Source organism: Clostridium sp. AF21-20LB, from assembly GCF_003478795.1.
GTDB classification, from domain to species: Bacteria; Bacillota; Clostridia; order Lachnospirales; family Lachnospiraceae; genus Otoolea; species Otoolea fessa.
On the sequence record NZ_QUGD01000014.1, the window covers coordinates 1 to 26,392 of the forward strand.

21 protein-coding genes, 2 tRNA genes and 2 pseudogenes are annotated in these 26,392 nt (G+C 50.3%); 3 read left to right on the forward strand and 22 right to left on the reverse strand.

The features are described from left to right. Positions 1-305: 305 nt before the first annotated feature. A pseudogene (gene queA / locus DWX76_RS08605) lies at positions 306-1,330 on the reverse strand (tRNA preQ1(34) S-adenosylmethionine ribosyltransferase-isomerase QueA). A 170-nt stretch (positions 1,331-1,500) separates the two neighbouring features. After that, the gene (locus DWX76_RS08610; protein ID WP_118523815.1) at positions 1,501-2,286 is read right to left on the reverse strand and encodes a hypothetical protein; all 786 of its coding nucleotides are present in this window, start codon (positions 2,284-2,286) and stop codon (positions 1,501-1,503) included. Between the two features lie 120 nt (positions 2,287-2,406). Here DWX76_RS08610 and DWX76_RS08615 point away from each other — a divergent pair. Next, positions 2,407-2,478: transfer RNA gene (locus DWX76_RS08615), tRNA-Arg, on the forward strand. A gap of 75 nt (positions 2,479-2,553) precedes the next feature. Beyond that, the gene (locus DWX76_RS08620; protein ID WP_182429132.1) at positions 2,554-3,453 is read left to right on the forward strand and encodes an MBL fold metallo-hydrolase; all 900 of its coding nucleotides are present in this window, start codon (positions 2,554-2,556) and stop codon (positions 3,451-3,453) included. Between the two features lie 76 nt (positions 3,454-3,529). Here the strand turns inward: DWX76_RS08620 and DWX76_RS08625 are convergent, their stop codons facing one another. From DWX76_RS08625 to DWX76_RS08705, 18 genes and pseudogenes are all read right to left on the reverse strand, one after another. Further along, complete coding sequence (locus DWX76_RS08625; protein ID WP_022359897.1) at positions 3,530-4,132, reverse strand: DedA family protein; 603 nt, start codon at positions 4,130-4,132, stop codon at positions 3,530-3,532. 107 nt (positions 4,133-4,239) lie between these two features. Beyond that, a complete protein-coding gene (gene phoU, locus DWX76_RS08630) occupies positions 4,240-4,902 on the reverse strand; it encodes a phosphate signaling complex protein PhoU (protein ID WP_118523813.1) in 663 nt (220 codons plus the stop codon). A gap of 104 nt (positions 4,903-5,006) precedes the next feature. After that, positions 5,007-5,762 carry a phosphate ABC transporter ATP-binding protein PstB gene (gene pstB / locus DWX76_RS08635; protein WP_118570505.1) on the reverse strand — a complete coding sequence of 252 codons (756 nt, stop codon included), beginning with the start codon at positions 5,760-5,762 and terminating at the stop codon, positions 5,007-5,009. Between the two features lie 21 nt (positions 5,763-5,783). Beyond that, a complete protein-coding gene (gene pstA / locus DWX76_RS08640; protein WP_118523811.1) occupies positions 5,784-6,659 on the reverse strand; it encodes a phosphate ABC transporter permease PstA in 876 nt (291 codons plus the stop codon). Further along, positions 6,649-7,587: a phosphate ABC transporter permease subunit PstC gene (gene pstC / locus DWX76_RS08645; protein WP_118523821.1), complete on the reverse strand. Its 939-nt coding sequence runs from the start codon at positions 7,585-7,587 to the stop codon at positions 6,649-6,651. The genes pstA and pstC overlap by 11 nt, the downstream gene beginning before the upstream one ends. Positions 7,588-7,784: 197 nt before the next feature. Beyond that, a complete protein-coding gene (locus DWX76_RS08650) occupies positions 7,785-8,702 on the reverse strand; it encodes a phosphate ABC transporter substrate-binding protein (RefSeq protein ID WP_118523810.1) in 918 nt (305 codons plus the stop codon). Between the two features lie 323 nt (positions 8,703-9,025). Continuing rightward, positions 9,026-10,248 (reverse strand): annotated as a pseudogene (gene tyrS / locus DWX76_RS08655) (tyrosine--tRNA ligase). A 408-nt stretch (positions 10,249-10,656) separates the two neighbouring features. Next, the gene (gene mfd / locus DWX76_RS08660) at positions 10,657-14,187 is read right to left on the reverse strand and encodes a transcription-repair coupling factor (RefSeq protein ID WP_118523807.1); all 3,531 of its coding nucleotides are present in this window, start codon (positions 14,185-14,187) and stop codon (positions 10,657-10,659) included. After that, the gene (gene pth / locus DWX76_RS08665; RefSeq protein WP_022359889.1) at positions 14,184-14,813 is read right to left on the reverse strand and encodes an aminoacyl-tRNA hydrolase; all 630 of its coding nucleotides are present in this window, start codon (positions 14,811-14,813) and stop codon (positions 14,184-14,186) included. Before pth ends, mfd begins: the two co-directional genes overlap by 4 nt. Positions 14,814-15,051: 238 nt before the next feature. Then, a complete protein-coding gene (locus DWX76_RS08670; protein WP_022359888.1) occupies positions 15,052-16,320 on the reverse strand; it encodes a S41 family peptidase in 1,269 nt (422 codons plus the stop codon). 212 nt (positions 16,321-16,532) lie between these two features. Further along, entirely contained in the window at positions 16,533-17,318 is a 786-nt protein-coding gene (locus DWX76_RS15065) for a peptidoglycan DD-metalloendopeptidase family protein (protein WP_412694026.1), read from the reverse strand. Positions 17,319-17,362: 44 nt separating this feature from the next. Next, positions 17,363-17,809: a hypothetical protein gene (locus DWX76_RS15070; RefSeq protein WP_412694027.1), complete on the reverse strand. Its 447-nt coding sequence runs from the start codon at positions 17,807-17,809 to the stop codon at positions 17,363-17,365. Positions 17,810-17,866: 57 nt separating this feature from the next. Beyond that, positions 17,867-18,775, reverse strand: a complete 909-nt coding sequence (ftsX, locus tag DWX76_RS08680; protein WP_022359886.1) for a permease-like cell division protein FtsX — start codon at positions 18,773-18,775, stop codon at positions 17,867-17,869. Next, positions 18,765-19,448, reverse strand: a complete 684-nt coding sequence (ftsE, locus tag DWX76_RS08685) for a cell division ATP-binding protein FtsE (protein WP_118469420.1) — start codon at positions 19,446-19,448, stop codon at positions 18,765-18,767. Before ftsE ends, ftsX begins: the two co-directional genes overlap by 11 nt. A 79-nt stretch (positions 19,449-19,527) precedes the next feature. After that, a complete protein-coding gene (locus DWX76_RS08690) occupies positions 19,528-20,616 on the reverse strand; it encodes a PucR family transcriptional regulator (protein ID WP_107001479.1) in 1,089 nt (362 codons plus the stop codon). Between the two features lie 295 nt (positions 20,617-20,911). Beyond that, positions 20,912-21,286: a RidA family protein gene (locus DWX76_RS08695; RefSeq protein ID WP_118293414.1), complete on the reverse strand. Its 375-nt coding sequence runs from the start codon at positions 21,284-21,286 to the stop codon at positions 20,912-20,914. A 21-nt stretch (positions 21,287-21,307) separates the two neighbouring features. Continuing rightward, positions 21,308-22,141, reverse strand: a complete 834-nt coding sequence (locus tag DWX76_RS08700) for a S1 RNA-binding domain-containing protein (protein WP_022359882.1) — start codon at positions 22,139-22,141, stop codon at positions 21,308-21,310. 134 nt (positions 22,142-22,275) lie between these two features. Further along, positions 22,276-22,992, reverse strand: a complete 717-nt coding sequence (locus DWX76_RS08705; RefSeq protein WP_117796136.1) for an acyl-[acyl-carrier-protein] thioesterase — start codon at positions 22,990-22,992, stop codon at positions 22,276-22,278. 281 nt (positions 22,993-23,273) lie between these two features. On the opposite strand from DWX76_RS08705, the gene DWX76_RS08710 reads away from it, so the two are divergent. Beyond that, positions 23,274-23,346, forward strand: a tRNA-Gln gene (locus DWX76_RS08710). 182 nt (positions 23,347-23,528) lie between these two features. Here the strand turns inward: DWX76_RS08710 and DWX76_RS08715 are convergent. Together DWX76_RS08715 and DWX76_RS08720 are read right to left on the reverse strand one after the other, a co-directional pair. Then, positions 23,529-24,029 (reverse strand): HAAS signaling domain-containing protein, encoded by a 501-nt coding sequence (locus DWX76_RS08715; protein ID WP_118522678.1) that lies wholly within the window; start codon positions 24,027-24,029, stop codon positions 23,529-23,531. Between the two features lie 90 nt (positions 24,030-24,119). Next, entirely contained in the window at positions 24,120-26,057 is a 1,938-nt protein-coding gene (locus DWX76_RS08720) for a fructose-bisphosphatase class III (RefSeq protein ID WP_022359879.1), read from the reverse strand. Between the last annotated feature and the right edge of the window lie 335 nt (positions 26,058-26,392).

The window sequence follows — 26,392 nt, forward strand, 5'->3', positions numbered from 1 at the left end:
ACATGACTGCAGGCGCTAATAAATTTCTCAGAATTTATTATGGACGAGTGAAGGAATATCTCTGTATTCTTTCTGAGTCAAGCTAATTCAAAACTTTTATTTGCAGACCCGCACTGCTTGTGGTGGTCTTATTTTAGTGCCTAATTTTAACCATGTAAAATTTTATATTTTTTTCCCCATTAAGTCTTGACTTTTTATTTGCAGGCTAAAGTAACGAGAACGCGGTGTGCCGTTTTTCAAACATTTTTCGAAATAAAAAGACCCATAGCCTTTCACTATGAGTCTTTTTCATACATCCCTTTTCTCTACTGGATAAACATAGCATCCCCAAAACTAAAGAACCGATATCTCTGCCGGATCGCCTCTTCATACGCCGTGAGCACATGTTCTCTGCCTGCCAGTGCGGATACCAGCATGACGAGCGTGGACTCCGGCAGGTGGAAGTTTGTGATCAGGCAGTCCAGAATCTTGAACTGGTAGCTGGATAAATGAAAATGTCCGTCCAGCCGCTGCATGCGCGGATCGTGCCGTCCTCAGCCGCTGCGGATTCAATCGTCCGGCAGCTTGTCGTACCGACACAGATGATGCGTCCGCCATTTTTCTTCGTCTCATTGATCATGTTGGCGGCATCTTCCTCGATACGATAGAACTCCGAGTGCATATGATGATCCAGTACATTCGATACCTTGACCGGCCGGAAGGTTCCCAGACCCACATGAAGTGTGACGTGCGCGATCTTGACGCCCATTTCCTGAATCTGTGCCAGCAGCTCTTTCGTGAAATGCAGACCTGCCGTCGGTGCAGCCGCCGATCCTTCGTGTTCCGCATAAACCGTCTGATAGCGGTTCTTGTCCTGCAGGCGGTGTGTGATATACGGCGGCAGCGGCATCTGGCCGAGCTGGTCGAGAATCTCCTCGAAAATACCCTCATAGGAGAACTGAATCAGACGATTTCCCTCTTCTACCACATCAATGACGGTTCCTTTTAACAAACCATCGCCAAAATTAATTACGGTTCCCGGTTTTGCCTTTTTACCCGGCTTTACCAGTGTCTCCCAGATATCGTTCTCACGACGTTTCAGAAGAAGAATCTCGATATGTGCATCCGTTCCCTCCTTGCTTCCGATCAGACGCGCCGGGATAACCTTCGTATCATTGATCACCAGACAATCGCCCGGATGAAGATAATTGACAATATCCTTAAACACCTTGTGCTGCATCTCGCCCGTCTTTTTATCCAGCACTAAAAGCCGGGAAGAAGAACGATCTTCCAGCGGATCCTGCGCGATCAGCTCCTGTGGTAAATCATAATAAAAATCTTTTACATCCATTCTTTGTGCCTCTTTGTCTTTCTATATCTGTACTTTCACTTTTTATAAATCAATCAGTTTTATATCTTATATGCTATCAACCATTTCTCCATACTCCGGCATATCCGCTTTTCAGCTTTCCATACCTTAAAAACTTTATTTTTCCAGCCAGACGAATTCAATAAAGCATTTTAAGGATTTGACGCAGCCGGTTCTGACTCCTCCTGCATATAAGATGCGCCCTGTTTCATAAATTCCACGCGCTCTTTCAGCGCTTCATCCTGCTCCATCGCCGCATCCATTGCTTCATCCGTCTGCTTGCTGAGAAGGCGCACATCCTCATTGACCGACAGCTCTTCAAAATACTGCGTCAGCTCTTCGGACATTTTCCCGTCATCGATCTGCCAGCTTCCGTCCTCCGCCCGGACCGCATAGATCCGCACCAGACTCGGTGCCGGTGTCTCCACGCCCGTATACAAAATCTCATAATACACATACGCTGCCATCTCGCCGTCCCTAAGCCCCGGCGTCGTATAACATTTCACATTCTGGTACCCGGAAATGTACTGCTTCTGTTCTTCAAATTCCTGACGGTAGTGTTCTTCCTCACTCGTATCCTGTGAGGTAAACAACTTCACAAACGTATCCATATCACAGTCGGAAACCGCCTGAAAATAAGTATTCATCAGCTCTGTGATCCCCGGCTCGCCATTCTCTGTCAGAATACATCCGCCAAAGTCCTGAATATATTCTTTCGTGTCCGGCTCAATCACCATTCCAGATCCGCCTGTATCCACCATTTCTGCCGGTAAGCCATCCTTTTTCCCCAGAATGTTTGTTATTTTCCCGGAAAACATCGCCACCGCGCCAATCAGAATCAATACAATCACCGCCGCAAGCAGCATCACATAGCGGCGCAGTTCCCAGTCCGTTCCGTTCTTCCGGCTGCGTCCCGGTTTCTTTTTCGGTTCTCCCACCCGACCGCCTCCTGACTTATTCGATTGTTAATATTATAGCGGTGATTTGGTTACTCGGCAAGCGGTATTTCCGAAAAAAAACTTGCAATTTTCTAAATATTATAGTATCATACAAGTAATGCGTCTGTAGCTCAGTGGATAGAGCGCCGGCCTCCGGAGCCTGAGGCGTAGGTTCGATTCCTATCAGACGCATTCTTAAAAAGCGACAGCGGAGATATCTCAGCCGTCGCTTTTTGCGTTATTCATGATAAAAGGAGGACTCTTCCCGTGGAACTCATACACGTTTCTGGAAATACAGACTGTCTGCTTGGCAAAACAGCCATCGGCGTTTACCGCATCGACGACACCCGCTGCATCCTGTTTGACAATGGTTACTCAAAGGAATATGACGAGCTGGTCGGCTCTCTGAAAGACGCCGGGCTGACCCCGGCGGGGCTGATCGTTTCCCACGCGCACATCGACCATCATGGAAACAGCAAACGCCTGCGCGAAGCCTTTCAGATTCCACTGGCTATGTCGCTTGGCGAAGCCGGGCTGATCGCCTCCCAGGCGGCGCTGGAACGGTATACCAATTATTTCGGGCGCTCCGAGGAGGAAAAGGTTTCCATCGACACCGAGCAGCGCTGCCCGGTTGACTGTATCATCCAGCCGGAGGATACTTCCGTGACACTCTGCGGCGTAACCTTCCCGGTTCACCATCTGCCGGGGCATTCCCTCGACCACATCGTCATCGGCACACCGGACGGCGTCTGCTTTGCCGGAGACGCGCTTTTAACCGAAAATGTCCTGCGTCACGTCAAGCTTCCATACTGCGACCACGTCGGTCTGGATCTGGAAAGCAAGGAAGCAATCACAAAACTGCCTTACCAGCACTGGATTTTATCGCACAAAGGTCCATTTGATGGCAATATCCGGGAACTGGCGGACAAAAATATGGATCTTGTCCGTCTGCGTCTCGCAGAGCTGGCAAAGCTTTTGCAGAGACCGATGACGCGTGATGAATTTTATCAGGAAAGCCGACGCCTGATCGGAATGCATATCGGTACCTACGACCAGCTCATCCGTCAGGAACGCCACCTGCGCCCATATCTGGAACAGCTGGTGATCGATGGGACGGCACGGCTGGAAGTAAAGAATGACACCATATATTTTTACTTGAATGAATAAACTCTTTCTGCATGAATTATCACTCTTTATAAACAACGATTTTGGGGAATTTTTGCACATTTTCCCCCTCTTGTTGTTATCGTTTCCGAAAATACACACTCGCCACCGCAAATCCCAAGATTCCCGCTCCCATCACGGCGAAGCGGGAATATGTTTTTAACAGCACCAGAATACGTTCCCACGATGCCCCCGCCACCGCGCCGGCTCCGATGAGCACCGTATTCCAGATAAGACTGCCCGCTGTTGTCAGAAGGAGAAACGGCAGCAGTTCCATCTTTGCCATCCCCGCCGGAATCGAGATCAGGCTTCGGATGATCGGAACGAACCGGCAAAAAAAGACGGCTGACCGTCCCGTTCTCTCCAGCCATCCGTCTGCATCTTTCACATCTTCCACTTCTACTCCCAGCCGTTTTCCCCATGCCCCGCCCAAAAATGCATAAAACTTCTGCACGGGAATGTGCCGCCCCAGCTCATACAGAATCAGCGCCCCCAGCACCGAGCCCGCCGTCGCTGCCAGAACTGCCCCGGCTATGTTCATCCGTGTATATGTTGTCATAAATCCACCAAAGGTTAAAATCACTTCCGACGGGATCGGCGGAAACAAATTCTCAATTAGAATCAGGGCAAACATTCCCGCATATCCGTATGAACTTAAAAGTTCCAGCACTATATCACGCATGATATATCGCACTCCACGTTATTTCCACATATTCTATTTATTTTATGCGGAACGGAAAAAATCCAGGCATCTAATTTTCATTTTTCATGCCCGGATTTTAATTAAACCTAGAGAATCATCACATCCCCCACTGCCCCTGTGTCCGAAAACTCTGTCCACTCGCATACATTGACCGCGTGATCCGCGATTCGCTCCAGATACTTAGCAACCATCAAAAGATCGACTGCCACATCGGATTTATCCCCGTCTTTTTTCAGAAACTCAATCACTTCTCGTTTTACCCGCTCAAAGAAGGCATCGATCAGGTCATCCCTCTGTTCAAATGTCTCCGCCGTCTCGGTGTCACGCTCAATAAACGCGTGAATCGCATCCTTTACCATCGTTTTCACATTTGCCACCATGGCCGGAAGATGTTTGCTTACAAGACTAATATCTGCATCCTCCAAACGCAGGGACAGATCGGCAATGTCCGCCGCCTGATCGCCCATCCGCTCCAGATCAGTCACAACCTTCAGCGCCGTCGAGATATGGCGCAGATCACTGGCAACCGGCTGCTGCTTTAACATCAGCATCAGGCAGTGTGTCTCGATCTTTCGCTCTATATTGTCCACATCCCGGTCTCCTTTGATGACCTTCTGTGCCAGCTTTTCATTATGCTCGGTAAGCGCTTGAAAACTACTGTCAATCGCATCCTGCACCATCTGGCTCATCGCGTTCAATTCCTGATTCAGCCCTTCTAACTCCTGTATAAATGCCTCTCTAGTCGCCATCCCGTATCTCCTCTCCATCTCCCATGTTTTCTGCCCAGAAATTTTCCACTTCTGAACAGTAAACTGATTTTCTACTTATTTTTAAATCCTCAATCTTACGCCTATCATCCAAACCGTCCGGTAATATAGTCTTCCGTCTTCTTCTCCCGCGGATGCGAGAACAGATCCGTCGTCGGTGCATACTCGACCACCTCTCCTACCAGGAAAAATGCCGTATAGTCCGCAATACGGGTCGCCTGCTGCATATTATGGGTAACGATGACAACGGTATAATTCTTCTTGAGTTCGCCCATCAGATCCTCGATTTTCAGCGTGGAAATCGGGTCCAGTGCCGAGGTCGGCTCATCCATAAGAAGAATCTCCGGCTCAACCGCCAGCGCACGTGCGATGCAGAGACGCTGCTGCTGTCCACCGGAAAGTCCCAGTGCAGAACATTTCAGGCGGTCCTTGACCTCATCCCACAGAGCCGCGCCGCGCAGACTCTTCTCTACGATCGCATCCAGCTCTGCCTTTCCCTTGATACCGTGAATCCGCGGTCCATACGCGATATTGTCATAAATACTCATCGGAAATGGGTTCGGCTGCTGAAATACCATGCCGACCTTCTTGCGAAGAAGCGTCGTATCCACCTTCGGATCGTAGATATCCTCGCCGTCGATCAACACCTTTCCATTGATTGTCACATTCGGCACCAGATCGTTCATGCGGTTCAATGTCTTTAAATAGCTAGACTTACCGCAGCCGGACGGTCCGATGAAAGCTGTGATCTGATTTTCATATATATCCAGATTGATATTTTTTAATGCATGATTATTTCCATAGTACAGATTCAAATCCGACGTAGAAATTTTTGTCTCCATATCATTTCCTCATTTTTTACTTTATTTTAATTTTGTCACATCAAACCGGTTGGTCAAAAATCTCGTCAGCAGGTTGATTCCCAGCACGATAATCAGAAGCACGACCGCGATTCCAAACGCCTGATCGTATTTTGCTTTCTGCATCGACAGGTAGAGCTGGATGGTCAGCGTGCCGCTCGACTCAAACAGTTTTCCAAACAGGTTTTTCGGAAGCTGGAAGCCGCTTCCGGCAGTAAACAGAAGCGCCGCCGACTCGCCCACGATACGGCCAATCGAAAGGATGACGCCGGTCAGAATACCCGGTGCCGCGCTCGGCAGCAGGATCGTCCGGATCATATACCATTTCGTTGCACCGATTCCCAGTGCGCCGCTGCGGTAGCTGTCCGGAACGGTTTTGAGTGCTTCCTGTGTGTTCCGCGTAATCAGCGGAAGCACCATCAGGGTCAGCGTGAAGGATCCGGTCAGAACCGAATAGCCCAGCTTCAGCGTCATTCCGAAAAAGACCATACCGAACAAGCCAAAAATAATCGACGGAATACCGGACAGGATCTCGGTTGTAAATTCAATCGTCCGCACCAGTTTTCCCGGCTTTGCGTATTCGTTCAGATAAATGGCGGAGCCGATTCCGATCGGCGCTGCAATGATAAGGGTAATTACAATGATGTAAATCGTGTTGATGATATTTCCCAGAATACCAAAGGTGCCCTTTAAAGAGCTCTGCACCGTGGACAGAAGCTGCCAGGAAACCTGCGGCAGGCCGCGCACAAACACATACCCCATGATGCCAACTAACAGCGCGATCGCCACGCCAGCTGCCAGATAAATCAGCGCTTTTAAGATATTGTCCCCGATGCGGGTGCGCTTCTGGTAAATACTTTTCATTCTATTATCGGTCATCTGCGCCGCCCTCCTTCACAAACATCCGGCTGAGCACCGTGTTGATAAACATGATAAATACGAACAGCACCAGACCGATGGTAAAGAGCACTTCCCGGTGAAGTCCCTCTGAATAAGACATTTCCGCCACGATCGCGGTTGTCAGGAAACGGACGGAGTTAAATGGAAGCGGCAGATTGACTGAACTTCCAGATACCAGGCTGATCGCCATTGCCTCCCCGATCGCACGTCCGCAACCTAAAACCACCGCCGTGATGATGCCGGAGTGCGCCGCCGGAACGATTACTTTGAAAATCGTCTGGATATGCGTTGCACCGAGCGCCAGCGATGCGCTTTTTAAATGTTTCGGGACTGCCCTAAGCGACGCCTCGCTGATATTGATGACGGTCGGAAGAATCATGATTGCCAGAACCAGAACCGCCGATATCAGGTTCGCACCGCCGGTAAACTGATGCGTCGTGGAACCGGCAAAGATTTTCATTTCCAGCTTATACATCAGGGGATTTAAAATCAAAATTCCTAAGAGTCCGTAGATAACCGACGGAATACCTGCCAGAAGCTCAACTGCCGGGCGGACCACTGCCGCTACCTTCGGCGGCGCAACCTCTGCCAGAAAGATGGCGGTAAACAGCCCAATCGGAACACCGATCAGGATCGCCAGAAAGGTTCCGACGATGGAAGTTAAAATAACGTAGAGAATTCCGAAAGACGCCGGATTTCCAGTCGGCTTCCAGACGGTTCCAAATAAGATTTCCGGAACACCCACCTTAAAAAGTGCCGGGGTACCGCTGATAATCATGTATAAGGTAATTGAAAAAACTGCCACCACCGCCAGCAGGCCGCAGGCAGTAAAAATAATTTCCGCTGCCCTCTCTACCGCTGATTTCGTGGCATGGCTTCCAAAAATGGTAAATTTCTTTTCGTGCATATGTCTCTCCTGTCCCGGATTGAACAGCGAGCCGCTTTCGGTCAAAGCAGAGTTTCCTTTCTGCGGCTTGACTGCAAGCGACTCGATATTATTTGAATCTATTCAATATTATGTGTATTCGTGAATTACTGATTTTTCTATCCTTACCGGTTTCCACCGGTAATTTTATCCACATTCACAAATTCCGATGCAGTTTCTTACTTCGTAGTAATCAGGCCTACAGATTTAATCAGGTCATCGCCTTCTGCAGAGTATACATAGTCAAACAGCGCCTGTACCAGCTCGTTCTGCTCAGAAATTTCTCCCTTGGTTGCCATAACGAATGGACGGCTTAAGAAATAGCTGCCTGCCTTGATGTTCTCCTCCGTCGGCTCTACATCATCCAGTTTAACTGCCTTAACGGTATCGTCAACTACATCCAATGAAACGTATCCGATGGAACCCGGTGTGGATGCAACCTTTGCCATAACAGCACCGGTAGAATCCAGCTCGTTTGCATATTTGCAGACATCTTCCAGACCCAGAAGCTCCTCAAATGCGCCTCTTGTACCGGAACCTGCTTCCCGTCCGACTACGACAATCGGCATATCGCTGCCGCCTACATCCTTCCAGTTTGTGATGCTTCCGTCGTAAATGCCGGTCAGGTCATCCTTGCTCAGACCATCTACAGCGTTGGACGGGTCAACGACAACGGCGATACCATCGATGGCTACGATATTTTCAACGGCACCTTTTGCCTTCTCATCGTCCTTTAACGCTCTGGAAGAATCACCGACATCACACTGACCTGCCAGTACGGACTCGATACCTGCGGAAGAACCGGTAAATTCAGCCTGTACGGTCACATTCGGATATTTCTCCATGAACGTTTCTGCCAGTGCATTTGCAAATTTTTCCATCGAAGTGGAACCTGCCAGGGTGATAGAACCACTTAAATCTTTTGTATCTGCGCTGTTCTCGGTTGTATCTGCTGCTGCACCACTTTCAGCTGCGCTGCTATCTGCGCTTGTGTCTGCTGTACTTGTATTTGTATTGCTGGAACCACATCCTACCATTCCAGTTGCCAGAACGGCTGCTCCTAATACTGCGATTGTTTTCTGAATATTTTTCTTCATAATAAAATTCCTCTTTCCTCTCTCTTTTTTCTCTCAGAGTTTTTTATCCTTGATTTCTTACAGTACGCAGTATAAAAGATTCCTCGATTTACAGAAATCATGTTTTGGTATCGTTTATGTAAAATTTGGGTAATTTTTGTGGGAGTGAATGTAAGATATGGTTTCGGATTTGCTCTGTTTCTCTCCATGATCCGAAACGCCGCCGGACATCTCTTCGGGCTTTGCTTGAAAGTCCGGGCAGAGATCGCCGGCGGCATGATTCTGATTTTTATACTGAGTTTCATTCTGCTCTCAAACAAGGCAGGTGAATTTCCCCAGACATCCTACTTCAGAACAACCTTCTTAAAGTTTTTCTTACCTCTCTTGACAACCATTCCTTCGCCGGAAAGCTGATCCTTCGTAAAGACTGTCTTAATATCCTTTACCTGGTTTCCGTCTACAGATACGCCGCCCTGCTCGACATTTCTTCTTGCCTCGGAACGGGACGGAGCCAGACCGGATTTCTGCAGGATGGAGAGAATATCGATCTCATCACCGTTGAAATCATCCTCCGTCAGCTCGTAGGTCGGCATATTCGCTGCATTTCCGCTGGAAAACAGTGCTTTCGCTGCTGCCTGTGCCTTCTCAGCCTCTTCCTCGCCGTGTACCAGCTTGGTCAGCTCGTAAGCCAGGATCTCTTTTGCAGTATTTAACTGGCTGCCTTCCCATTTATCCATCTCATCGATCTGCTCAAGCGGCAGGAAGGTCAGCATACGCAGGCATTTTAATACGTCCGCGTCAGCGACGTTTCTCCAGTACTGGTAGAACTCGAACGGGGAGGTCTTGTTCGGATCCAGCCATACAGCGCCTGACTGGGTCTTGCCCATCTTCTTGCCCTCGGAGTTTAACAGCAGGGTGATGGTCATCGCGTGTGCGTCCTTGCCAAGCTTTCTGCGGATCAGCTCGGTACCGCCTAACATATTGCTCCACTGATCGTCGCCGCCGAACTGCATGTTGCAGCCGTATTTCTGGTACAGCATGTAGAAATCGTAGCTCTGCATGATCATGTAGTTGAACTCTAAGAAGCTTAAACCTCTCTCCATTCTCTGCTTGTAGCACTCAGCAGTCAGCATGCGGTTGACACTGAAATGCGGTCCAACCTCGCGCAGTAAGTTTACATAATTCAGATTCATCAGCCACTCTGCGTTGTTGACTAAGAGCGCCTTGTCATCGGAGAAATCGATGAAACGGCTCATCTGCTTTTTGAAGCAGTCGCAGTTGTGCTGGATCGTCTCCGGTGTCAGCATCTGGCGCATATCCGTACGTCCGGACGGATCGCCGATCATGCCGGTGCCGCCGCCCAGTAATGCGATCGGCTTGTTGCCTGCCATCTGCAGACGTTTCATCAGGCACAGTGCCATGAAATGACCTACATGAAGGCTGTCTGCGGTCGGGTCAAAACCGATATAGAAAATGGCTTTTCCTTCATTGACCAGTTTTTTGATCTCTTCTTCGTTTGTAACCTGGGCGATCAGCCTCTGGCTACTAATTCTTCGTAAATCTGCATCTTCTCTCTACTCCTTTATTAAAATTTGGGGTACAAAAAGCCCCGTCCTCCAAAAAGGACGGGGCAAAATTCCCGTGTTACCACCTTTATTCACAGATAGCTCGCGCCTATCTGCCTCTGCCGGTACCTTCTGATACCGCGACCGGATAACGTGTGTCTCTCACGTCGCAGCCTACCAAATCAACCGCCGCACATTTTCATGCAGCTCCTCCATCGGATCGGATTTCAGATTCTTCGGTGCGAAGCTCCGGGATGTATTCGAATATCCAGTTTACGCGTGCCTCTCATCATCCGGCTGCTTTCTGTGCGCTCCCCTGCGGATCTCTACTTGTTCCCTTCATCGCCTTTATAAGGTTATTGAGTATATTCTGTATTATAAGCGAAATTTATTATTTGTCAAGAGACCTTTTATTTCTTCGCCAGCGCCGCCAGCCCGGAAAGAATCTCCCGCGCCTTCACAAGCATCGTCTCGCAGTCCGTATGTTTCTGCCGCACGTCGCGGTAATAGAACGACGGCACATCACCCGTCCTGAAGGTCAGCGTGCCCTTATATTTCTCCATCAGCGCCGGAATGCCGGAGACGTCCAGATCGGCTTTCTGGTACATCTGAATCGTGATATCCTGCTTCTTTACATCGACCTCCACGACACCCGCCTGATGAGCAAGCGCTTTTAGATCGGCGATCTTTAACAGGTTCTCCACCGAACGTGGAATCTCGCCAAAGCGGTCGATCAGCTCATCCTGCATATCCATGTACTCTTCCTGGTTCTCAATACCGGAAATCCGCTTGTAAACGTCGAGTTTCTGGTATTCATTGCGGATGTAGGACGGCGGAATATACGCGTCGATGTCGCAGTCCACCACCGTCTCGAAGTCCTCGGCTTCGTTCTCACCGCGAAGTGCCAGCACCGCCTCGTTTAAGAGCTTGCAGTACAGGTCATAACCGACCGCCTGCATGTGGCCATGCTGTTCCGCGCCCAGAAGATTTCCGGCGCCGCGCAGCTCCAGATCGCGCATCGCAATCTTGATACCGCTTCCCAGCTCCGTAAATTCACGGATCGCCTGCAGACGTTTTTCCGCCTCCTCACGCAGCAGCTTGTCGCGCCGGTACATGAGAAACGCATACGAAGTCCGCCCGGAACGTCCGACGCGACCGCGGATCTGGTAGAGCTGCGACAGCCCCAGCCGGTCGGCGTCGTGGATGATGATCGTGTTCGCATTCGGAATGTCCAGTCCCGTCTCAATGATGGTCGTAGACACCAGAACGTCGATATTGCCCTCGACGAAATCCAGCATAATTTTTTCCAGTTCATGTTCGTGCATCTGCCCGTGGGCGAACACGACGTTTGCCTCCGGCACCAGAGCCGCCACATGGTTTGCCACCTCGTCGATGTTATTGACACGGTTGTAGACATAATATACCTGTCCGCCCCGCGCCAGCTCCCTGTGAATCGCCTCACGCACCATCTCGTCGTTGTACTCCATGACGTAGGTCTGAATCGGCAGGCGATCCACCGGCGGTTCCTCCAGGACGCTCATATCCCGGATGCCAATGAGACTCATATGCAGGGTACGCGGAATCGGCGTCGCCGTCAGCGTCAGAACGTCTACATTTTCCTTTAGTTTCTTGATCTTTTCCTTATGTGCCACGCCGAAGCGCTGTTCCTCATCGATGATCAGAAGCCCCAGATTTTTAAAGACAACATCCTTAGAAAGGACGCGGTGCGTTCCGATCACGACGTCCACCTGCCCTTTTTTCAAATCTTCCAGCGTTTTTTTCTGCTCGCCCGCCGTGCGGAAACGCGACAGCATATCGACCCGCACTGGGAAATCCTTCATCCTCTGCACAAAGGTATTGTAATGCTGCTGCGCCAAAATTGTGGTCGGCACCAGATACACAACCTGCTTACCCTCCTGAATCGCCTTAAATGCCGCCCGGAGCGCGATCTCCGTCTTGCCGTATCCAACGTCGCCGCAGATCAGGCGGTCCATGATGCGGCGGCTTTCCATGTCTTTTTTGGTCGCCTCGATCGCCTCCAGCTGATCCTCCGTCTCCTCAAACGGGAACATTTCCTCAAATTCCCTCTGCCAGACCGTATCCGGTCCATACTGGTAGCCCTCGCTCCGCTGACGCGCTGCATAAAGCTCGACGAGATCCTTTGCAATATCACGGACCGCACCGCGCACCTTGCTCTTCGTCTTATTCCATTCCATTCCGCCCAGTTTATTGAGCTTCGGCGTCCTGGCATCCGAACCGGCATATTTCTGGATTCCCTCCAGGCGTGTCGCCGGAAGGTAGAGATTTCCGCCGTCGCGGTACTCAATCTTGATGTAATCCTTGACGACCTTGTCCTGCTCGATCTTCTCAATGCCCCGGTAAATGCCGAGTCCGTGGCTCTCATGCACCACATAATCGCCGATCGAAAGCTCGGAAAAGTTCTGGATTTTCTTACCCTGGTAGGAGGTCTTTTTCTTCTTTTTCCGCCCCCGTCCGCCGCCGAACATGTCTCCCTCGGTGATCACGACGAACTTAATCAGCGGATATTCAAATCCCCGATGCAGCTTTCCGTAAGTCACCAGGATTTCACCCGGTTTCACGGTGTTTTCGCCCTCATCCGGGCAGAAGGCCCTTAAATCATACTCCCGCAGATCGCCCGCCAGACGGCTCGCGCGCGTCCGCGAACCAGCCAGCAATACCACCCGGTATTTTTCCTTCTTCCAGCGCGCCAGATCGCTGATTAAAAGCTCAAATCCATTCTGGTAGGAATTGACATTTTTAACGCTCAGACTGTATTTTTTCTTAACCGTCATGCCGGAGAGCTTCTGATCCAGCCCCAGCAGTAAAAGAGTGTGCGGACGCATTGCCATCGCCAGCGTCTCCTTCGCCGAATAGAGGAAGGAAGTCTGCCCCGGAAGCAGATAGCCACCCTCGAGACGGTGCGACATGCTCTCCCGGAACTCCGTCTCGGTCGTCTCTGCTTTTTCCTTCAAGCGCAGCGGCTCATCCAGGAAAATCGTCAGCTCATCGACTGGAAAATAGTTTAAAAACGATACCGTTTCCTTGCAGAAATACCGGATATAGCTTCCCAGCCCATGCACCCGGAAGCCCTCGCGAAGCCCCTCTAAGACCTCCGAGACAGCCGAATCCATCCGGTACGCCTCTTCCGTCTTCATGGCATCCCGGAGCTTTTTCACGTATTTCCTGCGGTCTTTCTCGATCGCCTCGGTTCCATCCTGAATCTGCTCCGGCGTCAGCGCCATCTCCGTCGCCGGATAGATCACTGCCTCGTCCACCTGCTCGATCGATCGCTGGCTTTCCGGGTCGAAGGTACGGATCGAATCGACCTCATCGCCCCACAGCTCGATCCGGTACGGCACCTCCTCCGTCAGCGGGAAAATGTCAATGATACCGCCGCGCACCGAAAACTGCCCTGATCCCTCAACCTGCGCGACCTTCTCATATCCCATTTCTGCCAGGGCGTGCACGAGCTTCCCGACCTCGACCACATCTTCTGCCCCGATCGTGAGACTCCGCTCTTTCATCCACGCAAGCGGCAGCAGATGTTCCATCAGCCCGTCGATCGTCGTGACCACCACGCCGCCGGAACTCTCCAGAACCCGCCGCATGACCTGAATCCGCTGTTTCGTCAGCAGGTTTCCGTGGATATCCGACGTATAAAACAGCAGATCCCTCGCCGGGTACAGCGAAATATCCGTATCAAAGCACCGGTAATCCTCACAGATCTCCCGCGCCCTCGAATCATCGTAGGTGACAATCAGCTTCCAGGGCGTCAGATCCGAAAGCTCGGACAGCAGATGCACCTTCTGCGAATCCAGGCATCCCGTGACAAGAAGCGGTCCCTGTCCGCGCTGTAAATCCGTCTTGAGATCCTGAAACTCGATCATCTCCTCTAACGGATTTGCAAATAAATCGCTCATTGTGTCTTGACTTCCTCCTTCCTCTCCGCCTTCTGCTTCTCTAGCTTCTCCTTCTCCCCGCGCGCCGCGCCGTTAAAATGGTTCATCGCCGCCTCAACGCCCTCTGTCATCATATCCACGACTGCCGCCGCACCGTCCTTAAACGCCGTCGTCATCGTTTCGGCTTCCTCTTTCGGAAAATGTCCCAGCACATAGTCTGCCAGATCCATGCGCGCCGGCTTCTCTCCCACACCGATCCGCACGCGTGGAAATTCCTGCGTTCCCAGATGGGCGATGATATTTTTGATTCCATTGTGGCCGCCCGCGCTGCCTTTTTTGCGGATCCGGATGCCGCCCGGAACCAGGCTGATATCGTCATAAATCACGATAAACTCCGATGGATCTACCTTATAATAATCCATCACCTGACGGATGCACTCGCCGCTCAGGTTCATATACGTCTGCGGCTTTACCAGAATGACCTTATTTCCCTCGATCACGCCTTTTCCGATCAGTCCCTTAAATGCTTTCTCCCGGACATCAATGTTATACTTGTCCGCCAGCGCATCCAGCGTCATAAATCCCACATTGTGGCGGGTTCCCTCATATTCTCTTCCCGGATTTCCAAGTCCTGCAATTACATACATAATTCTATTTCTCCCTCTTTTTCTATAGTATCAAAAATACCAGATTCTTCACTCATCGTCTTTCTCAAAAAGCCAAAACAGACACGACTTTAAGCGTTAAATCCTGAAACTGCCACTTTTCAAGCTGTTTCAGGATCTAACGCACTTATTTTTCTGGATACTTTTAAAGTTACTGTTCACGGATAGGCACTTTTGGAATCGAAAGTGCCGTAAGTTTTGGGGTCATGTAAATAAGAAGTTACTTTCCCTTCACAACCTCAACCGCCTTCTGCAGCTGATTATCCTTCTCCTCTGGAATCACGACTTCCTGCGCCGCCTCTTCATCCAGCTCCACCTCGAGATCCGGCTCGATGCCTTTTCCATGGATATCATTTCCATTCGGCGTATAATAATGGTCGGTCGTCAGCTTGATCGCGCTTCCATCCGAAAGCGGCATCAGCGTCTGCACGATACCTTTACCGAAAGTCTTCGTTCCGACGATCGTCGCCACGCCGTAATCCTTCATCGCACCGGTAAATACCTCCGACGCGCTGGCGGAATTGCCATTTACCAGCACAACCATCGGGATCTCCAGGCTGTGTCCATCCTCAGCGTCGTATGTCTCCTCCGTGCCCTTCTTATTTGCCACGGTCAGGATCCGTCCGCCATCTTTCAGGATATAATCCGCCATCGAGACAACCGTCGTCACCTCGCCGCCCGGGTTGTTCCGCAGATCGATGATCAGGCGCTTCATGCCCTCGCCCTGCAGTTCCTCGATCTTGGATTTAAACTGATCGGCAGTCACACGGTCAAACTCTGCAACGGAAATATATCCGATCTCTTCATCCAGCATCTTGCCTGACACCGTCTGCACATCGATCGGTCGGCGGGTCAGGGTAATATCCTTGTACTCGTCGCTATTTTCACGATAAACCGTGATCGTCAGCTGACTGCCTTCCTCGCCCTTGACGTAATTATTGACCAGAAGCGACAGATCCATGCCAATCACCTCGGTGCCGTCTACCTTATAAAGCGCATCACCCGGAAGGATGCCTGCCTCCTCGGCCGGGCTGCCCTCAAAGACGCGCACGATCGTGCTGACGCCGGTCTGGACATTCTGGGATACCAGAGCGCCGATGCCGCAGTAAGAACCATTTGTCTCATCCAGGAAGCTTGTCAGCTCGTCCGGCGTATAGTAAACCGCATACGGATCATTTAAACCACTCAAAAAGCCCTGATAAATGCCGGCTTCCTCCTCGGATGTATCAATTTTTTCCTCAAACAGGTACTTTTTATCGATAATATCCTGTATCTGCTCCAGCTTTTTCGTGACATTCTCAAAATTGACCGGCTCCTGTGCCTGCGACGGTGTTCCCTCAGTCTGTACCTGTACCTGTGTCTGGTTATCGATCACACGGCGTCCAAACATGTAAATACCCGCCGAAGCACCGACCGTGATCAGACACACCAGTGCTGTCACCAGCACACCGACCATCACACCGCGCCAGAATTTATTTTTACTGTCCATCTCTTATGCCTCCTGATTCCTGTCTATTCCTTCCGGATTTGTAACTGTTCAGTACCTTCACAGTCACGCGCAAAAATCCATCAAAAATTGCCTACGGCAATGGGATTTTTGCCTGCTGGTCCATGTTTTCGTACGGTCAGCGCAGTAAATGCGCAGACCTACTGAACAGTTACCCGGATTTCATCTTTTGCAGCCACCTGATACTTTCCGCACTACGGACTTACATAGCTCGAAGGGTTTACATAACTTCCGTTCTTGCGGACTGCAAAATGCAGATGAGAACCTGTCGAATATCCGGTCGAACCTACCTTCGCGATCGTCTGTCCGGCTTTTACCGTATCCCCTGCCGATACCAGAAGCTGGGAACAGTGCATATACACGGTTGAAAGTCCATTTCCATGGTTGACCACAACATAATTTCCAGCCGAATAACTGTAGGTTGCAATCGAAACCGTTCCTCCGGCGGCTGCCACGATGCTGCTGCCGGTCGAAGCGCTGATATCAATGCCCTTATGGTTCGAGGACGCGCCCGCCGTCGGTGATTTACGTTTTCCGAATCCAGATGTAATGCGTCCGCTTGCAGGGCACGGCCAGCGCAGCGAAGAACTTCCCGTCGAAGTGGTAGTCGTACTGCCAGTATTCCCTTTCGCGGTCGAATTATTCGTCTTTCCCGCTGCGGCGGCTTTTCTGGCAGCTTCCTCTGCCGCTTTTTTCGCCGCCTCTTCCGCTTCCTTCTTCTTAATCTCCGCCTCCATCTGCACGATCTTGGCTTCCTGCGCCTTGATATCGTCCTCATACGCTTTCGCCTGCGCTGATTTCTCGCCGATCTGCGCGTTGACGTTCTGGAGTTCTTTATTTTTCTCATTCAGGAGAAGCTGAACTGAATCCTGCTTTGCCTCCGTCTGCGTCTTCATCTCCTGCAGCTCCGCCTTCTCCGTCTCCAGCTTTTTCTTGCTGTCCGCGATGGACTCTTTCGTCGCCACATACTGGTCGAGCATCTTCCGGTCATACTCCGAAATCTTTGAAACATACTCTGCCCGGTTTAAAAGCTCTGAGAGCGAACGGCTTCCAGAAGCAGATTTAGGTAGCTGCTGTCGCCCTTCTCATACATATATTTGATACGCATTTTCATCGAAGCATACTGTTTTTTTTCGGTTTTCTGCGCTTCTTCCAGCTTTACCGCCGTCTCATCGATGCTTTTCTGCTTGCTGGAAATATTATTTTCCAGCTTCGTGACCTGCGACTGCAGATCATTCATCTTCGTGTCCAGCTCCTTGACATAGCTCTCGGTGTTACTTTTCAGCCCCTGAAGGCTTTTGATCGCCTCCTCGGTCTTCTTTTTCTCCTGTTCCAGGGCGCTTTTCTTATCCTTGGCGCTGCTTACATCCTTTTTCGTTGCTGCCGCTACCGAGATCAGCACTGGGGAAGATGCCAGCGCCGCCGTCACAAGGAACAGAGCCGCACGTATTTTCAATCCCTGTTTTTTCATGTTCTCATCCTTTTTACCGCAAATTTCCGCTGCCGCCGCAGCAGCCGCCAATGTTTCTTACACCTTTAAATGTCTGCGGATCGTAAAGAAACTTCCGACAAAACCGATTCCCACGCCCAGCGCCATCGCTACGGCTACCATGCTCGGGAAAATGGTCTGAATCGGGATAAATTCAATCAGGTTCGACAAGATATCAAACCGTTCCATCATATATACAACCGCCTGGCGGTACAGAAAATACGTGATCGCCAGCGGAATCAGTGCGCCAACCAGACCGATCATCACACCCTGTACAACGAACGGCGCACGGATCATGAAATTCGTCGCACCGATCAGGCGCATGATCCGGTTTTCCTCCCGTCTAAATGCAGCTGCCGTCGTGATCGTATTGCTGATAAGGAAGATAGCAACTGCCAGCAGAATAGCGATGATCACCGCCGATAAAAGTCCCAGCATCTTGTTGAAGCTCGAAAGCCCGGACGCCGTATCGCTCGAATAATTGATCTTCCGGATTCCCTGCACCGTGCCAAGCCATGCAACCATGTCATCCTGCATGTCAATGTCTTTCAGATAGATCTCGTAGGACGCCGAACCGGCTAACGGGTTGTCATCCGCAAATCCTTCTGCCAGATCCTCGACTCCCTTAAAATATTCTTTCTTAAAATTCTCCCATGCCTCCTCGGCAGAAACATACTTTACTTCCTTGACCTCATCGCGGGCGCGTATCTCATCCCCGATTTTCTGTATATCGTCCTCACTCATATCTTCATTGAAGAAAACCGTGATTCCTACTGTAGATTCTGCATTCCGCACCATATACTGTACGTTGGCAATCAAGCCAAAAAACATACAGAACAGGAAAATACATGCCGAAATAATCGCCACCGACGCCAGTGAAAACCAGATATTCCGGATGATATTGCGCATGCCCTCTTTGGTGCAGTAAATCAATGTACTAATTTTCATGCCAGATACCGCCTTTTTGATCTCCCGTCAGCACGCCGCGCGTCAGCGTGATCACACGTTTTCCCATCTCTGCTACGATCTCCCGGCTGTGCGTTACCACAAGCACCGTCGTCCCGCGCCGGTTTATCTCCTCCAGAAGCTCCATGATCTCCATGGAATTATGTACATCCAGGTTTCCCGTCGGCTCGTCCGCCAGAAGTATCTCCGGCGAGTTAATCAGCGCACGGGCAATCGCAACACGCTGCTGCTCGCCGCCCGAGAGCTGGTTCGGGTATGCTTTATATTTTGAAGAAAGCCCTACCAGGCGGAGCATTTCCGGCACATTTTTCTTAATCTCACGGGGCGATACGCCGATGACCCGCTGTGCAAACGCGACATTTTCATATACTGTTTTATCCTTCAACAGACGGAAATCCTGAAACACCATTCCCAGCCGTCTGCGGTACTTCGGGATGTAGCGCCTCGGCATCTTTTCCAGATCCATATCGTTGACGATAATCTGGCCGGAAGTCGGCTCCAGCTCCTTCAAAAGAAGCTTTAAAAGCGTCGATTTGCCGGAACCGCTTCGTCCCATAATGAAAACAAACTCGCCGTCCTGAATCTGAATATTGATTTCCTTTAAGGCTTTATTCCCCGTCTTGTACGTCTTGGTGAGATTTTTAACCTCTATCATGCGTAAATCCTCTTTTTCAATTCTCCAAATGAAATTGCTGCGGCAAAGGCAATCTTCCTCCCCGCCACAGCAATTTGGATTAATAATCCAGGTTTTCCATGTATTTCATATATTTTACAACCATCAGGGCAATCTTAAATGTGATCGCATCCTCAAACACCCGCAGATCCAATCCCGTGCTCTTCTGGAGCTTATCCAGACGGTATACCAGGGTGTTGCGGTGGATGTAAAGCTGTCGGGAAGTCTCTGATACGTTCAGGCTGTTCTCGAAGAACTTGTTGATTGTCGTAAGAGTCTCCTCATCAAACTCATCCGGCGATTTGCCATCAAAAATTTCCTTGATAAACATCCGGCACAGCGGCAGCGGCAGCTGATAGATCAGACGTCCGATTCCCAGCTTGCTGTATGCGACCACATTTTTGCTGCTGTAGAAAATCTTTCCTACATCCAGCGCCATCTTCGCCTCTTTATAAGAACGCGATACGTCCTTGATCTCGTTGACGATCGTACCGAATGCCACGCTGACACGTGTCAGTGACTCGGTATTGAGCATATCTACGATCGATGTGGCTGTCTTTTCCAGATCGTCGTAAGTCTCGCCCGGCTTCACTTCCTTGACTAAAATAATGTTCTTCTCATCCACTGCCGTGATGAAATCCTTCGTCTTGGTCGAGAACAGACTGCGGACGGTCTCAAGTGCATTCACATCCTTCTCATGCTGCGTCTCAATGATAAATACGATCCGCTTGACGTTCGTCTCGATGTGCAGCTTCTTCGCACGGTTATAAATGTCAACCAGAAGCAGGTTGTCAAGCAGCAGGTTCTTGATAAAATTGTCCTTGTCAAAGCGCTCCTTATAAGCTACCAGCAGGTTCTGAACCTGAAATGCCGCCATCTTGCCGACCATGTATACGTCGTCGCTTCCGCCCTTGGCAAGAAGTATATATTCTAACTGGTGATCGTCAAACACCTTAAAAAACTGATATCCCTGTATCACCTGGCTGTCCGCCGGAGAGTCTACGAAAGCCAGAATTGCACTCTCATATTCCTCAGCGCCAGTAAATGTGGATGCCAGCACCTTGCCTTCCGTATCACAGATACAGAGATCGACACGCGTAATTCCTTTTAACCCCTCAATGTTTGTCTGGAGTATCTGGTTCGAAATCATATTCCTCTCTCCTTTTCTTTTATCCTCCGTCCAGCTGTGTTTCCGGGTCTTTCAACCTGTCATTCCCCAAACCCGTTTGTTACCCCTCCGGCAATCTATGCCTGTGGACCATAACCGTTCCCCATCTGAATCTTGGACGGATCTTTCCCTTTATTTTAAAGCAAAGTGACGAAAAAAAAAAAGAGGGCGGACGAAAAAAAAGTGAATTTTTTCGTCATTTTGCCCTCACACGCCGGGATTTTCACAGACTGGGACTTGTTTTTCCGGCGAAATTTTCCAAATATGCGATTCATTCTTATTTTGCTGCGATCGCTTCCATCTCCATCAGGACGCCCTTCGGAAGTTTAGATACCTCGACGCAGGAACGTGCCGGGCATGCGCCCTCGAAATATTTCGCATAGATTTCATTTACTTTTCCGAAATCATCCATGTTCTGGATAAATACGGTGGTCTTTACAACCTGCTCCATGGAAGCACCTGCTGCCGCCAGAAGATTCTTTACATTGGTTAAAACCTGCTCTGCCTGAGCCTCGATTCCCTCCGGGATCTCGCCGGTTGCCGGATTGACCGGAATCTGACCGGATGCAAATACCATTCCATTTACCTCGATTGCCTGGGAATACGGGCCGATCGCTGCCGGTGCATTGGTTGTGCTGATTACTTTCTTCATGTCAAATCTCTCCTTTGTCTTTTATTTTAAACGGATAGAATCTTCGTTTACCTCTACTTTTCCTTCTTTTAAAAGGTGTCCAACCGCACGCTTGAACGCGTTTTTGCTTAGATTAAATTCGCGGCGGATAATCTCCGGCTCCACGCGGTCATTGAACGGCAGAACGCCGTTTTTTTCTTTCAGACGTGCCAGCACCGCCTCGGCATCCGCATTCATCTGACGGTACGCCACCTCGCGCAGGCTCAAATCCATTTTTCCATCCTCGCGCACCTTCGTCACGCGTACCTTTAAAACCTCGCCCAGACGGCATTTTCCATACAGCTCACGGTTCGGAATCAGACCGAAATAGCGGTCTGCCACTGCCACGAACACGCCCAGATTTTCATTGATCTCATAGACGCGTCCCTCGGTCCACTCGTCCTTCTTGTACGGCGCATCACTGCAAAGATACGAATATACCTTCATCGTCGCCGCCAGACGACCGCTCTTATCGATATACAGCGCTACCAGGCACTCTTCCCCGGCGCGAACCGGATATACCTGCTCTTTAAACGGGAGCAGCAGATCTTTTTCCAGCCCCATATCGAGAAAGGCGCCGATCTTCGATACATCCTTGACCTTCAAAACCGCCGTCCCGCCCAGTTCCAGCTTCGGCATCGAGGTCGTCGCAATCAGGCGATCCTCGGAATCTTTATAAATAAATACCTTGAGCTTATCGCCCACTTTTGTGCCCTCCGGCACCTGTTTCTTCGGAAGCAGGACCGCCGCCGCGTCATCTTTCTTCTGTCCCAGATACACGCCGAAGTTTTTCTCCCGCACTACCATCAGTTCCTGTACTCTTCCCAGTTCAATCATGTCATTCGTCCTCTCTTTTCTGCCGATCTCTTTTTTATTTAACGGTTGCATTTTTCATTCACTGGCAGACAATCCACGCCGAATCTTTCTTCGGCTACAATGATTCAGTTTCTTCACTGCTACATACAAACTCTTTACAAACCAGTCTTTGCCAGCCACAAATTCGCATACACCTGACCTTCCGCATCCTGCAGCGATACCACGTATCCTTCCGGCACCTGCGCCAGCTTCGGGTACATCACATCCCCAAGCACTGCCGCCTTCCGGTACTCCACCCGCAGTTCTCCGAGTGCAAAGTCCACAGGCAGCAATTCACGCGCAATCGCCACATACTGTGCATTGTTCACGTGCCGGTTCGTATCGAGATGATGGCGTTCCACCGTGACCGGCGCCTCCGTCTCATACGTCTCAGGCAGGCGGATTTTCTTCGGCGCTGGCGGCATTGCAAGCGGTTTATCTTCAATCTGGTAGCCCTCCAACTGGCTTTCCGGCACCCGCACCGGGCATCCTTTTTCCAGATCGTAGTAAAACCAGGTCGAATCCGCCCGCACCAGCGGGTTTCCCATCTCATCCTCGATCGTGAAATTCCGGTAGCCATAGATTCCCTTAAACCCATACGGCCAGGTCGAAATACGGATCCGCTCGCCAAAATGCGGCTGTCTGAGAATCTCTATCTGCCATCCGCTCAGCCACCACGCCCGTTTTTCCTCATTCAGATAGGAAATCCCGAGTTTCAGATCCTCCGACTGGAACGTCGAACAATCCTGAAGATAATTCATGATTCCCACCACAGAAAGATTTCCCTCTTCATCCGTCTCACTGTACCGGACCCGGCTGTCAAATGTATACATATCGCTCTCTTTTCCTTTCCGGCTTCCGGCTCCCCGCACCATCTCCGCGCATCCGCCATCTGCCGTTTCGTCCTATATTGCCTTAACATTCTGTCATGAAACTCATTATATCCGATTCGAACCACGTTGTCTACTTACAGACCCAGAATATTGCAGAATTTGCCGGACGCATGGCGCGGTTTCTGCCACAGCAGCCGCCCAAACAAAAAAATTATCAAAAAAGCGAAAAAAGTAGTTGACGAATCTGTTTCCTTACAGTATAATATAAATCGTTCAATTCATTGGCTATCGCCAAATGGTAAGGCAACGGACTCTGACTCCGTCATTTTCAAGGTTCGAATCCTTGTAGCCCAGCTAAAAAGCATTTGTTTGCCAAAGACGGCATGACAAGTGCTTTTTTGTATTATGGAAACTCCCTCTGAAATGTTCCATAATACAACATTTTTCAACTCAATAAACCTCCATATGTTTGCGAGAAAACAAGAAAAGAACCCCCGCTCCGGTCATCCCTCACAGCCGGCGACAGGGGTTCTTTTCTATTTCCAAATATTCTTAATAAATGTATAGATCAGCCAAATCAGAAGAATCGGTCCCGCCAGATGAATCAGGATGGTGAAAATACCTCCGACCAGTGCAAACAGCACAAATAAGATCGCGATAACCACCACGCTGAGAATCACCTTCCAGTACCATTTGTTCAAATCGATGTAATGGAAGTTCGGCGGCAGACCGCTGTCGTCCCGCTCCGAAAAACCGCCGTTGTAGGAGGACGCTGTGCGCCCGCTCCCGGCAGCGTCTCCCGAAGTGTACGAACCGCCCTGGCCGGTCTCCCCGGCGCCCTCGCTGCTGTCGATAATGGTTTTCGCAATCAGGCGTGGGCTGCCGATCTCCTCGATCACTTCTTCCTCCCGGCGCCCTTTCGCCGCCTCCTGGCTGATATACTGATCGTAATAGCTTATGTTGCTCTGGATGACTGAAGCCGAAACCTCGCCGTCCAGCGCCTCCCGAAGCTCCTGTAAAAACTCTGTCTTTCTCATCTTGTCTCCTTATTCCTCAAACCGTCCCGTTTCTTCCGTTTCACCCAGCCGAAAGAAACAAGCTTCCAGTTCCCGTCCCTTTCAACTGCCTCAGCGTACGCGCTCTTTCAAAAGTCCGCTCCGGTACGCTTTCAAGAGCTCTTTCAGATCCTCGATGCGGCCCGCCAGCTCCTTGCCCTCATCGGTATCCGCCACTGTGATGCGCTTCTGCATTTTCTCCACAATATATACCTTCGGCGTCCGCTCGCGCTCCGGGTCAAATGGCTTGTGTTCCGCAAGCGCGAGATGGTGCGAATTGAAAATCAACGTATATCCGGCGATTCCCGTCCGCTCCTGGTAGGCTTTCGACAGCCCGCCGTCAATGATGAAGAGCTTGCCGCCAGCCCGGATCGGTGTCTCTCCACTCTTAATCTTCACCGGCATATGCCCGTTGATGATATGCGAGCCCTTCGTCGGAAGTCCAAATTCCTTCAAAATCATATCGCAGGTCTCTTCTTCCTCACTGAGCTGGTAATACGGGTTCATCGTCTCTCTCATCACTTCCGGATCCTCGATGAAATAATGCTCAAAGCTGCGGTTTTTGTCCTTTCCAAATACCGGCGATTTCGCACCATTCCACAGATACCACATAAAATCGCGGCACGCCTCCTTCTCCGGCGCGTCCTCTGGAAGAAAATAGGCATTTTTAACCTGTGTGTCAATAAAATCCATCAATTCCTTGCCGCGGTACATCTTGCCGCCCACCATCAGACCGTCAAATTCCCGATTCTCCGTCATCGGGATACAGCCGTGATAGAGCAGGTTGGAATTGCAGCATTTATACATGCTTCCGTTGGAATATAGGAAACGGACATGCTCATGCAGCCGCGCATTGTGGCGGAACGACAGCTCCAGCGTGTGAAGCAGCTCTTCCTCTTCGTCCGTCAGCCGCAGCGGATCCGCCGGATCCACCGTCGGGAAATTCATGTCGCGCATCGGATACTCTTTTCCATCGATCGTGACCGTGCCGCGGTCATAACGAATCGCTGACAGAAGTATCCGCTCTTCCATCCCGTACTCCGGATGGCGCTTGATGATCTGCCCCTCTTCCTTATACTGTAACACCGCGATCGCCTTGTGCATCTTCGCCGCCAGCTTCGGATCCACTGCATCGTAAATATTTTTGTCAAGAATCTGCGGCAGAAAACAGGTACACGGATCGTCCCGGTACACGCGCTCCGCAAACATCGACAGCGGGCGCAGGTTAATTCCGTAGCCGTCCTCCAATACATCAAATCCATTGTAACCGAGCGCCATACGCAAAACATTGCAGATACACGCCCGGTTGCCCGTCGCCGCGCCCATCCACGAAATATCATGATTGCCCCACTGGATATCCACATCATGGAAATGCATCAGTTCCTCCAGAATGATATCTGGTCTCGGACCACGGTCAAATATATCGCCCAAGATATGAAGATTATCGATCGTCAGACTCCGGATCAGGCTGCAGATCACGACAATAAAGCTGTCCGCCACCCGGACGTCAATCAGGGTATTGATGAGTTCGCTGTAATACTCCGTCTTATTGTCATCGGTATTATCGACATATAAAAGCTCATCGATCACACCCGAAAATTCCTTCGGCATCTTTTTTCTCACCTTGGAACGGGTGTATTTCGACGAAACCTCCCGGCAGATCTGCACCAGACGGTACACCGCCGTCTTCTGCCAGTCCTCCGTGTATTCGTTCGCCTGTTTAATCTGATTGATCATTTTTTCCGGATAATAGATAAGGTTCGCCAGCCGCACCTCGTCCTCCTCCGAAATAATATGTCCAAATGTCTCGCGGATCTTCTCCCGGATGATACCCGACGAACTGCGGAGCAGATAAATAAACGCCTCATGCTCACCGTGCAGGTCACTGAAAAAATATTCCGTGCCCTTCGGAAGTCCACAGATTGCCTGTAAATTAATAATATCACTCGCCGCCGCCCGGATATTCGGATACTCCCGCGAAAGCAGCTTCAAATATGCTAAATCCCTCATGTTATCAGCTCCCAAACTGCGCTGTCTGCCCGGATATTGTCGTGACTCGTTATCGTCGCGCTCGCTTTGGGTAAACAGCACATTATCTATATTACATTTGCCTTTTGGATAGATTTATAGTAGCATAGATTCAGATCAGGGTCAAAATATATTTTCGGCACTTTCGGTTCCAAAAGTGCCTACTCGTGAACAGAAACATATTTTTGTTACTGTTCACGCATACGTGCCCAGTAACAGAATTTGCCGTGGCTTCGCATTTCAATACGGCAAATTCCTGCTGCCACCACGTTTTCTTACGGCACTTTCGGTTCCAAAAGTGCCTACCCGGGAACAGA